Here is a 9,821-nt window from a genome sequence, read left to right as displayed (position 1 = left end):
CCGCGGTCGCGAACTGGGCTTCAGCATCGAGGAAGTTCGCGGCCTCCTGGCCCTGACTGATGGCGGCGACCAGACCTGCGCCGAGGTCAAGGCCCGGACGGAACGTCACCTGACGGATGTGCGGGCCAAGATTTCCGACCTGCGCCGGATTGAGCGAGTTCTGTCCGCGACCGCGGCGCAGTGCTCGGGCGACCAGGCGCCGCTCTGTCCGGTGCTCGAGGCGCTGGCGCGCTGAACCGGCCCCCTCGCGGAGATACCGGCCCGCACCGCCATCAAGGGCAATTCCCGTTGTCGCGTGCGGGCGGACGCCCGACTCCGGCCGGCGCGGCCCTGGCGTTGAGTTTCGCCCTGATCAGGCCTTTGGCAACCACGCCTCCAGCGGGGCATAGCCATCCCGCGCCAGGCCCTCGCCGCGCGCCGCGAGATCGCTGTCGTCCAGCACCAGACCGTGGCCCTCGACATAGCGGTTCATGAAGTTGAAAAGGGCCGCCGTGGTGATGGCGTCATGCAAGGCGCGCTCGTCCCAGCCCGCTTCGAACACGGCCTCGGCATCAGCCCTGATCATGCGCGAAGGCGTCAGGGTCAGCTTGCGGATGAAGCGCAGCAGCGGCTGGAAGCGGGGCTCGGCCGCGGCGCAGGCTTCGTCTTCCACGAGGTGGGTCAGCAGGGTCTCATCGACGCCGAAGGCCCGGGCCGTCGCGGCGTGGACGCCGTGGCAATAGTTACAGGCGTTGAGGCCGGAAACGAAGGCCGCGATCAGCTCCCGCTCACCGGCGGTCAGGGGTGAGTCACCGCGCAAAACAGCTGTGTGGAAGGCGATCAGCAGACGCGAGGCGTCGGGATTCAGCGTCATGGCGTTGCGCACGGCGGCGTCCGGGCCGAGCGAGGGGAAAAAACTCATGAACGAACTCCCTTGAGATCCTGGTCCTTGCAGACTTCCTGCATGCGATGAAGATGGTCCGCCGGATTGTCCTCGACGCCCTCGTCCGGCCGCCCGTGCGGGAGCCGCTCGGTCGACACCGTCGCGCTCTGCGTCAGGGTGCGATGCACCGGGCAGCGATCGGCGATCTCCAGCAGCCGGGCTTGCTGCGCATCATCCAGCCCGCCCCCGAACCCGATCTTGCGCGTGAAATGATCGGGCGCCGCGGCGGTCTTGGCGACATGGCCGACCTCGACCACCACCCGCTCCAGCGGCCATCCCTTACGATCGGCGTACAGCCGGCAGGTCATCGCCGTACAGGCGCCCAGCCCGGCGCCGAGCAGGTCATAAGGCGTCGGTCCCGAACCGAGGCCGCCGACGCTGACGGGCTCGTCGGCGAAGAAGCCGCCGGACGCCGTCGTCACCCTGACCTGGAATTTGCCGGCGCCGGTTTCCTCGACCCGCAGGCCCTGCGCCGGCGGCTGTGCCTCGGCCGGGTCGGCGTCGCCGACATACCGGCTGGCCCAGGCGGCGATCACCGCCGCCGCATAGTCCGCGTCGGCCTTCCCGGTCAGCAGATGGTTCGCATGGTCGAGCGATACGAAGCTCTTGGGATGACGCGCCGCCTGAAAGATGCCCGACGCATTGTCGATCGAGACGATGTCGTCGACCGGCGAGTGCAGCACCAGCAGGGCGCGCTTAAGGCCCGCGATCCGGTCCCGCTGGTTGTGCGACCGGATGTCCTCGACAAAGTCCGCGCCGAGCTCGAATTCCCGCCCGGCGATCGACACCGGCACGCGCCGCCCCTGCGCCACGCCCTCGAGCGCCGGGCCGACATGGGTCAGCACATGTTCTGCGTCGAACGGCGTCCCGATCACGGCCACCGCCGCCACCGTCTCCAGGGCCCCGGCCGCCGCCAGCACCGCGGCGCCGCCAAAGCTGTGCCCGATCAGCAGACGCGGCGTCCGGCCCGCCGCCTCCATCGCCCGGGCGGCGCAGACCACGTCCTGCACATCGCCCGACAGGCCCTTCCCGAACTCGCCCTCGCTCTCGCCCAGGCCGGTAAAGTCGAAGCGCAGCACGCCGATGCCGTGGTCCGCCAGCGCGCGGCTGACCCGCGTCGCCGCCAGCGAGGTCTTGTCGCAGGTGAAACAGTGAGCGAACACAGCCCAGGCCCGCACGGGTCCGGATCCGGTTTCCAGCACTCCCGTCAGCTTGCGCCCGGCGGTGTTGACGAAGTCGAAGTCCACGGCCGTCATGGTCAGCGATACTCCGGGTTCGGATGGTCGAAGCGCTCGCCGTTGTCCCAGGCGGTTCGCTGGTTGCCATGGGCGGGTATGCCGCCAGCGTCCTTCAGCATCTTCGCCATGTGCATCAGGTTCCAGGCCATGAAGGTGGTGTTGCGTTGGGTGAAGTCATTGTCGAGCCCGACCTTGCCGTCGTCGCCGTAGGAGGGGCCGGGCCCCGCCTCCCCGATCCAGCCCGCGTCCGCCTGGGGCGGGATCACATAGCCGAGGTGCTGCAGCGAATAGAGGATGTTCATGGCGCAGTGCTTGATGCCGTCCTCATTGCCGGTGACGATGCAGCCGCCGACGCGCCCGTAGTAGGCGTACTGCCCCTTCTCGTTCAGCTTGCCGGACCAGCCGTAAAGCCGCTCGATCACCCGGGTGCAGATCGACGACTTGTCGCCCAGCCAGATCGGCGTGCCGATGACCAGGATGTCGGCGGCCATGACCTGCTTCTGGATCGCGGGCCAGCCGTCGCTGTCCCAGCCGTGTTCGGTCATGTCCGGCTGGACGCCCGGCGGGATGTCCAGGTCCGCCGCGCGGATCGTCGAGGTCCGCACGCCCTGCCTGGCCATGATGGCGAGCGCGACGTCCATCAGGGTCTGGGTGTGCGACGGCTCGCTGGACCGTTTCAGGCTGGTGTTGATGAACAGGGCGGTGAGGTCGTCATAGGCCGTCATGCGGACTCTCCAATTCTGCGGGAACCGGCGCGCGCATGCGCCGGACGAACCCGAGGTCAAGGTAACGCTTCAGTCGCAGGGCCGGGCGCCCCAGCGACCAGGAGCCGCCCCGGATCGCCAGGCCCTGGCCGTCGCCCAGGTCCATGATCGACAGCCAGGTTCGCTGGGGATTGAAGCGACGAACCGGTCGTCCGTCGGCCAGGGCGGCCAGATTGTTCAGCAGGACCGGCGCGGCGCGGACCCCGAAGACGCCCGCCGTGGGCCGGGGCGCATGGTCGAGCACGGCGCAATCCCCGACGCCGAAGATGGCCTCATCCGCGATAGAGCAAAGCGAGGGCGTGACCCGCAGGCGGCTGTCCGCCGACAGGGGAAGGCCGAGGGCCGCGATCAGCGGCGGCGGGCGCAGCCCGGTCGCCCAGACCAGGTGATCGCACGGCAGGCGCTGACCATCCGACAGGCGGCAATAGTCTGACCCACGGTCCACGACGGACGCATCAAGGATTGTCACGCCCCGGTCCGTCAGTACCCGATGCAGCCGGCGCAGCGCCTCCGGCGGCCCCCAGGCCGGCGCGCCACGCGCCGCCAGAAACACATGAGCGGGCAGGCCGAGACGCCCGAGCAGAGCGGCGATCGCCGCGGCCACTTCACATCCCGTCTGCCCTCCGCCGGCGACGACCACGGTCGGGGGGCTGGCGCCCTTTCGGACGGATTCCTCAATCGCATCGCGAAGCGCGAACAGGCGATCCAGCGGCTTGACGGTCCACTCGCCCGCGTCCGGCCGCTTGGCCGCGCGGGCCGAAGCCTCGCTGCCGACGTTGAGAGAGACCGCATCGAACGACAGGCTCTCGCCGGTGTCCAGCAGCAGCCGCCTCCCGGCGCGATCGATGGCGGCGACCCGACCGGGGCGGTAGTCGACGCCGGCGTGGCGGGCCAGCGCGGCGACATCGATCGCCGCGGCCTCTGGCGCCAGGGCCCCGGACAGGACGCCCGTGGCCAGACCCGAATAATGAAACATCCGGGGGGCGACGAGCGTCAGCCTCACCCCCGCGCGGCGCAGCCGGGCGGACTGGTGCAGCAGATCCAGATGGGCATGGCCCGCCCCGACGAGAACGGCGTGCACCTTGCAGGAATCGATGGCGCTCACCTCACACCCGGGATCCGGGCCCAGACCGGGTCGGTCGCCGGGCGCTCAAGCCGCGGTCTCGCGGCGAGCCGTCATGATCTGATCCACCGAAATCAGGGTATCGGAGCGACGCAGGAGAAACAGGGCGAAACAGGCCGCCAGCATCGGCCAGGCCGCGAAGAACAGCAGGTTCTCGAAGGGATCGAAATACTGCCGCCACGACGCCAGGGTGGAGACCGCGTGCATCGCGAAGACGGCGCCGTAGGACAGGGTGCGCAGGGCGCCGGCCAGGAAGGCGATCACGACCACGCCCTGGACAAGCCCCAGAACCATGAGCACCAAAGGCCCCTGGGCGTCGAGACCGTAGAAGTTGGAGAAGACCGCGCCGGCGTGATCGGGGTTGATGAACTTGTCGAGGGTCCACATCGCCATCACCAGGCCGACGCCGAGTCGCAGGAGGAGGAGCGAGAGCGGAAGCTGCCGGGCCGGAGCAATCATGGGCGAAATCCTGTGACGGACGCGATCCGCGCCCGTCGCCTATTCGCGCCCGCGGGGCTATGGTTACAGCGCGGCCCCGATGAAACCTTTCCTCGCCCGATCCGAATAGGGCCCGTCATGGTCCAGTGGTCCCTCCGGAGCGCGGGCGTCACGATGCCGGAGGTCCGTTGAACCTGTTCGCGAACACGACCGCGCGCGTCGCCCCGACAGGCGAGGCGGCGAAGCGGGTCAGTCTCCCCTTGCCCGTCCCGTCGGCCCGCGCCTGCGACGTCCTGCCGATCGCGGTCGTCATTCCTGTCCTCAACGCCGGCCACATGCTCCGGGCGACGCTGGAGGACCTGCGTCCCACAGAGCAGGTCGTCGTGGTCGACGGCGGCTCCAGAGACGGTTCGCCAGTGATCGCGGCGCGGTTCGGCGTGGACCTGCTGGCGAGCCCGGCGGGCCGTGGTCGCCAACTGGCCCGCGGCGCCGAAGCAGCGACGGCGCCGTGGCTGCTTTTCCTGCACGCCGACACCCGGCTGGACCCCCGGGCCTGGGCCGCGATCCGGGCCTATGTGGCGAAGCCGGACAATCGCCGGCGCGCGGCGGTGTTCCGCCTGCGCCTCGACGATCCGGCCTGGCAGGCCCGCGTGCTCGAAGTCGGCGTCAGACTCCGCGTGGCGGCCCTCGCCCTGCCCTATGGCGACCAGGGACTGCTGATTCACCGGACCCTCTATGACGCCGTCGGGGGCTTCTCTCCCCTGCCGTTGATGGAAGACGTCGATCTGGTGCGGCGACTGGGGCGACGACGTCTTCGTTTGTTGCCCGGCGCCGCCGTCACCTCCGCGGAACGCTGGCGCCGCCGGGGCTGGCTTCGCCAGAGCCTGTTGAACCTGCGCTGTCTCGCCCTGTTCCTGATGGGCGCGTCCGCCGACCGGATCGCGCGCCTCTATGACCGTTGACCGAAGCCATCGCCATCTGGTGATCTTCGCCCGCCGTCCAGGTCTGGGCGTCGGCAAGCGCCGGCTCGCGCGCGACGTCGGCGATGTCGAGGCGCTGAGGTTCGCCCGCGGTGCCCTCGAACGCCTGACCCGCACCCTGGGCCACGATCCGCGATGGACGCTGCGGATCGCGACGGCGCCGGACCGCCCCCACGACTGGACCCGCCCCTGGCCGGCGCTCGCCCAAGGTGCTGGCGATCTCGGCGCCCGGATGTCGCGCGTGGTCCGCACCTTGCCGCCCGGACCAGTGGTCATCCTCGGATCGGACACCCCCACTGTAACCCGGCAGGACGTGGCGTCGGCCTTCACCGCCCTCGGGTCGAACGAGGCGGTATTCGGTCCGGCCGACGACGGCGGCTACTGGCTGATCGGTCTGCGTCGGGGTCCGCGCGCCCATCTGCCGTTCGACAACGTCCGATGGTCGACGGAGCACGCCCTGGAAGACACGCTGCGTGCGATGGGTCCGCGGCGCTACGCCCTGCTCGGTGTGCGTGAGGACGTCGACGACGGGGCGTCCCTGGGCCGGTACCGCGCCGGGAGCCGCCCCGCCTGAGGCTCCCACCCCGGTCTCAGCCGGACCCGAATTTTCGCGGGCAGACCGCGGCCAGCTTGCGGACCTGGTCCGGCGGCCAGAGGGCGGGGTCGGTCACCACGGCGAAGTCCAGGCCGTTGTCGATGGCCGAGGCCGGCCGCTCATCCGGCAACGCCCGGACCAGCCGGCCGATGAGGTCCCGCGCGGTCTCCGCATTGCTCTTCAACATGGCGAGGACCCCGGCCACCTCGACATGGGCCGTCTCCGCACGCCAGCAGTCATAGTCGGTGACCATGCAGACGCTGGCGTAGGGAAGCTCAGCCTCGCGGGCGAGGCGAGCCTCGGGCATGGCCGTCATGCCGATGACCGAGGCGCCCCAGGAACGATAGAGTTCACTCTCGGCGCGGGTCGAAAACTGCGGCCCCTCCACCGCGACATAGACCCCGCCCTCGACCGTCGGCGCCCCGGCCTCGCGCGCCGCCGCGGCCGCGAACCCCGACAGACGCGGACACACCGGATCGGCCATGGAGACATGGGCGACGACGCCGTTGTCGAAAAAGCTGGCGGGACGCGACACGGTGCGATCGATGAATTGGTCGACCACCACGAAGGCGCCCGGCGCCAATTCCTCGCGCAGGGAGCCGACCGCCGAGATCGACAGGAGATCGGTGCACCCCGCCCGTTTCAGCACGTCGATATTGGCCCGGGCGTTGACCGACCCGGGCGGGATTCGGTGGCCGACCCCGTGACGCGGCAGGAAGACCAGCCGGACACCGTCCAGCCTGCCGGTCACCAGGGCGTCAGACGGCCCGCCCCAAGGCGATTCAACCGCAACGGTTTCGCGGTCGGTCAAACCCTCGATCTCGTAGAGACCCGAGCCGCCGATGACGCCGAGGACCCACTCTCCGGTGCCGCCTGCCGTCACTTGGCCAGCATCCGGTAGGACAGGCCCAGAACCACGCCGAAGGCGATGTGCGAGACGATCGAGATCGTGTTCCTCGCCATGGCGAACCAGGGGAAGATCGCCGTGAAGCCGTAGAAGTTCACGACATAGAGCCCGAGGCCCACCACCGCGCCGGCTACGACCGCCATCACCAGGCCGAAACGGCGCGCGACGAGGGCGAACACAACGCCGATCACGATGGACAGCATGAAGTGGACGGCCATGGCGGCCATCAGGATCATGAGGTCGAAGGTCGCCGGCGGCGGCAGGACGCCTTCGCCCATGACGATCGCGGCGATCATGCGCGGCGGTCCCCATGGGCTGTCGCCGGCCATGGCGACCAGACCCATCTCCATCATCATGAAGACCGCCCCGGCGATCAGGCCCGCCAGGGCCCCCGCCTTGAGGCCGGCTCCACGTGATCCGGCGTCTTGTACGTTCGTGTTCATTTCATCCTCCCAAGGTGTCGGCGCTCGGCCGTCTGATCCATTCGCAGCGAAACTGAAATCGTTACAGCGCCCGCAGGGTTGCCATCCGCCGCCCGCACGGCGGCGGTCGCGGCGAACCGCGGGCGCCGACCGCATGCGCGCTGGACAAATCGATTGGAAGCCGGGCGACCGATGTCTAGAATACGCCCTGGCGGGTTCCGGGAACGATAGGCGTCGATCTTGAGCCAGGGGACGTGAGAACGTCGGCGGCGATCGGCGCCGAAACGCCGGGCTTCCTCACAGAAGTTCCTGGCCCGCCCCCTTCCCTAGCCGGGATCGATGATCCCTTGCCGGACCGCGGCGGCCACCGCCTCGATACGGGTCCGGACGCGGAATTTGGCGCAGACTTTCTCGAGGTAGCTGTCGACCGTGCGCGGCGACAGCGAGAGAATCGTCCCGATGTCGGCGGAGCTCTTTCCCAGGCTCGCCCAGTGGAGACATTCCCGTTCCCTTGGACTGAGGGTGACCCCGGGCTTCGCCGGATCGGGTTCGGTTGACAGCGCGTCCATACTCACACCGCAGGTTGTCAGGCCTCCTTGCGTAGCCGCGCCCGCCCGACCTCGGCAACGTCGATGTTTTGCGGGCTGGCCGCAGATTTATTGCGGCGGGCCTCGCCGCCAGGCGGGTTGAACCACAGCGATGCGGCCCTTACAGCCGTCCGGTCGGGCGCCGTGAGACAGGCGCGCAGCCGGAGCCGGGGTTCGCCCCAGGGCGGAGGCGGCGCTGCGCGCTGAAGTAGCGGGCCTCGTTTCGCAGAGGATTCCAACGCCCGACCCCTCCGCCTTGCGTCGCGATTCCGTTTGATTCATGGTGGGGCGTCGGCGCTTGCGCCGGCAGGGGCCTGGAATCCCCTGTGCGAAGTCAACACAACGACGCGCGCCCGGCGCGCCTGTCGCCAGCGGTGGTCCGGTCCTGCGCACGCCTGCGCCGGGTCGACGCCGAGCCCTCGCGCCTGAGGATTCCGGTTCTGCCCCCCGGACGGAGAGGCGTGTTGACCGACACCAGGCAGCTGGACCCGGAAGCGGCGGAGGGGCTGAACAGCCTCTATCGCCGCTATGCGGGCTGGCTCGACGGCCGGCTCAGGGCCCACGTCGATCCGGACCGCGCCGCCGATGTGGTTCAGGACACCTATCTGCGCGCCGCGCCCTACCGTATCGGCGACATCCGCCACCCCCGGGCCTTCCTTCTGCGGATCGCCATGAACCTTGTGCGGGACGAAAGCCGCCGCGCCAGACGCCAATCCCTGGCGGTCGAGCCCGCGGCGCTCGCCGAGGCCGCGTCCCAGGCGGACCAGCTGCTGCTGAAGCAGATCGTGCTGACCATGCCGCCCCTTTACCGGGACGTCTTCGTCCTGAGCCGCTTTGGCGGTATGACCTATGCGGAGATCGCCGCCGCGCGCGGGCTCAACGTCAAGACCGTCGAATGGCGGATGTCGAAGGCGCTCGAGCACTGCGTGGCGCGACTGGACGATTAGGCAGGGTATGATGACGGTCGACGACGACCTCGACATCCGGCGGCGGGAAGCCGCCGCCTGGTTCGCCCGGCTGAGCCAGCGCCGGGTGTCGACGGACGACGTCAAGGCGTTCAGCGCCTGGCGGCGGGACCCCGACAACGCCCGGGCTTACGAGCGCGTGGAATCCGTCTGGGACTCGAGCCGCGAGCTCGCCGGCGACGCCGACATCGCGGCGTTGACGACCGAGGCCCTGGGCCGGGCGCGTCCCGCGCGGGCGAAATTCTCCGCCTCGGGCCTGCTCAAACCTTTCGCCGGTCTCGCCGTCGCCCTCATCGTCGTGGCCGCGGCGGGGATGTGGATGGTCAACCGTCCGCTCGCCTATGCGACGGACGTCGGCGAACTGCGGACCATCCAGCTTGAAGACGGGTCGAAGCTGACCCTGGACACGGACACCCGCGTCCAGGTCCGGCTGGACGCCGGCCTGCGTTCGGTCACCCTGGTGCGGGGGCAGGCCCTGTTTGACGTCAAGGGAGACCCGAACCGTCCCTTCGTCGTCGCGGCGGGCGACACCCGGGTCACGGCGATCGGCACCCGCTTCGAGGTGCGGCGGGTCGGCGACGGCGCCCGCGTGGTCCTGGTCGAGGGACGCGTGAAGGTCGGCGATCAGCGCGCCCAGCGCGCCGACTGGACCCTGAAGCCCGGCGAACAGATCGTCACCACCGTCGACCGCCCCGCGGTTACGCCGGTCGACGCCGCGCGCGCCACCAGCTGGACCACCGGCCGGCTCATTTTCGACGGCGTGCCGATCCGGACGGCGGTGGCGGAGGTCAACCGCTACAGCGCGCGCAAGGTGGAGCTCCAGGCGCCGGACATCGCCGACATCGCCGTGAGCGGCGCCTTCGACGCCGGCGATGTCGAC

At 69.9% G+C, this 9,821-nt stretch carries 13 protein-coding genes; 5 read left to right on the top strand and 8 right to left on the bottom strand.

What is annotated here, in order from left to right; genetic code table 11:
- A partial coding sequence (locus RDU12_RS05560) for a MerR family DNA-binding protein (RefSeq protein ID WP_308684233.1) occupies nt 1-235 on the top strand: 235 nt, incomplete at its 5' end.
- A 117-nt stretch (nt 236-352) separates the two neighbouring features.
- On the opposite strand, the gene RDU12_RS05555 is transcribed toward RDU12_RS05560, so the two are convergent.
- The 5 genes from RDU12_RS05555 to RDU12_RS05535 are packed head-to-tail and all read right to left on the bottom strand — an operon-like array spanning nt 353 to nt 4,506.
- Nucleotides 353-901 carry a carboxymuconolactone decarboxylase family protein gene (locus tag RDU12_RS05555; protein ID WP_300289271.1) on the bottom strand — a complete coding sequence of 183 codons (549 nt, stop codon included), beginning with the start codon at nt 899-901 and terminating at the stop codon, nt 353-355.
- On the bottom strand, nt 898-2,178 hold the full coding sequence (locus RDU12_RS05550) for a bifunctional alpha/beta hydrolase/OsmC family protein (RefSeq protein ID WP_308684232.1): 1,281 nt from the start codon (nt 2,176-2,178) through the stop codon (nt 898-900). The genes RDU12_RS05555 and RDU12_RS05550 overlap by 4 nt, the downstream gene beginning before the upstream one ends.
- Before the next feature lie 2 nt (nt 2,179-2,180).
- Nucleotides 2,181-2,885, bottom strand: coding sequence for a flavodoxin family protein (locus RDU12_RS05545; protein WP_300293413.1), 705 nt, complete (start codon nt 2,883-2,885; stop codon nt 2,181-2,183).
- Nucleotides 2,872-4,029, bottom strand: a complete 1,158-nt coding sequence (locus RDU12_RS05540) for an FAD-dependent oxidoreductase (RefSeq protein WP_308684231.1) — start codon at nt 4,027-4,029, stop codon at nt 2,872-2,874. Before RDU12_RS05540 ends, RDU12_RS05545 begins: the two co-directional genes overlap by 14 nt.
- A 45-nt stretch (nt 4,030-4,074) precedes the next feature.
- Entirely contained in the window at nt 4,075-4,506 is a 432-nt protein-coding gene (locus tag RDU12_RS05535; RefSeq protein ID WP_300290724.1) for a hypothetical protein, read from the bottom strand.
- Nucleotides 4,507-4,673: 167 nt separating this feature from the next.
- Between RDU12_RS05535 and RDU12_RS05530 the strand changes: the two genes are divergently transcribed.
- Together RDU12_RS05530 and RDU12_RS05525 are read left to right on the top strand one after the other, a co-directional pair.
- Entirely contained in the window at nt 4,674-5,447 is a 774-nt protein-coding gene (locus tag RDU12_RS05530) for a TIGR04283 family arsenosugar biosynthesis glycosyltransferase (RefSeq protein WP_300290722.1), read from the top strand.
- Entirely contained in the window at nt 5,437-6,039 is a 603-nt protein-coding gene (locus RDU12_RS05525; protein ID WP_300290720.1) for a DUF2064 domain-containing protein, read from the top strand. The genes RDU12_RS05530 and RDU12_RS05525 overlap by 11 nt, the downstream gene beginning before the upstream one ends.
- A gap of 16 nt (nt 6,040-6,055) precedes the next feature.
- Here the strand turns inward: RDU12_RS05525 and mtnP are convergent, their stop codons facing one another.
- The 3 genes from mtnP to RDU12_RS05510 form a co-directional block, all read right to left on the bottom strand.
- Nucleotides 6,056-6,943, bottom strand: a complete 888-nt coding sequence (gene mtnP, locus RDU12_RS05520) for an S-methyl-5'-thioadenosine phosphorylase (RefSeq protein ID WP_300290718.1) — start codon at nt 6,941-6,943, stop codon at nt 6,056-6,058.
- Nucleotides 6,940-7,410, bottom strand: coding sequence for a hypothetical protein (locus RDU12_RS05515; RefSeq protein ID WP_300290716.1), 471 nt, complete (start codon nt 7,408-7,410; stop codon nt 6,940-6,942). The genes mtnP and RDU12_RS05515 overlap by 4 nt, the downstream gene beginning before the upstream one ends.
- Before the next feature lie 305 nt (nt 7,411-7,715).
- Nucleotides 7,716-7,958, bottom strand: a complete 243-nt coding sequence (locus tag RDU12_RS05510) for a helix-turn-helix transcriptional regulator (RefSeq protein ID WP_300290714.1) — start codon at nt 7,956-7,958, stop codon at nt 7,716-7,718.
- Nucleotides 7,959-8,437: 479 nt separating this feature from the next.
- Between RDU12_RS05510 and RDU12_RS05505 the strand changes: the two genes are divergently transcribed.
- Both RDU12_RS05505 and RDU12_RS05500 read left to right on the top strand, forming a co-directional pair.
- Complete coding sequence (locus RDU12_RS05505; RefSeq protein ID WP_374990191.1) at nt 8,438-8,923, top strand: RNA polymerase sigma factor; 486 nt, start codon at nt 8,438-8,440, stop codon at nt 8,921-8,923.
- A gap of 7 nt (nt 8,924-8,930) precedes the next feature.
- The coding region (locus RDU12_RS05500; RefSeq protein WP_308684230.1) for a FecR domain-containing protein at nt 8,931-9,821 on the top strand (891 nt) is incomplete at its 3' end.

The sequence above is a fragment of the Brevundimonas sp. genome (assembly GCF_031082345.1).
Taxonomy (GTDB): domain Bacteria; phylum Pseudomonadota; class Alphaproteobacteria; order Caulobacterales; family Caulobacteraceae; genus Brevundimonas.
The sequence above is the reverse complement of the archived record's forward strand: the minus strand, read 5'-3'. Positions and strand labels throughout refer to the sequence as shown.

Bases quoted from the DNA above. Each gene is read 5' to 3' on its own strand.
- RDU12_RS05555 (WP_300289271.1), bottom strand. From the start codon at position 901: ATGAGTTTTTTCCCCTCGCTCGGCCCGGACGCCGCCGTGCGCAACGCC.
- RDU12_RS05550 (WP_308684232.1), bottom strand. From the start codon at position 2,178: ATGACGGCCGTGGACTTCGACTTCGTCAACACCGCCGGGCGCAAGCTG.
- RDU12_RS05545 (WP_300293413.1), bottom strand. From the start codon at position 2,885: ATGACGGCCTATGACGACCTCACCGCCCTGTTCATCAACACCAGCCTG.
- RDU12_RS05535 (WP_300290724.1), bottom strand. From the start codon at position 4,506: ATGATTGCTCCGGCCCGGCAGCTTCCGCTCTCGCTCCTCCTCCTGCGA.
- RDU12_RS05525 (WP_300290720.1), top strand. From the start codon at position 5,437: ATGACCGTTGACCGAAGCCATCGCCATCTGGTGATCTTCGCCCGCCGT.
- RDU12_RS05515 (WP_300290716.1), bottom strand. From the start codon at position 7,410: ATGAACACGAACGTACAAGACGCCGGATCACGTGGAGCCGGCCTCAAG.
- RDU12_RS05510 (WP_300290714.1), bottom strand. From the start codon at position 7,958: ATGGACGCGCTGTCAACCGAACCCGATCCGGCGAAGCCCGGGGTCACC.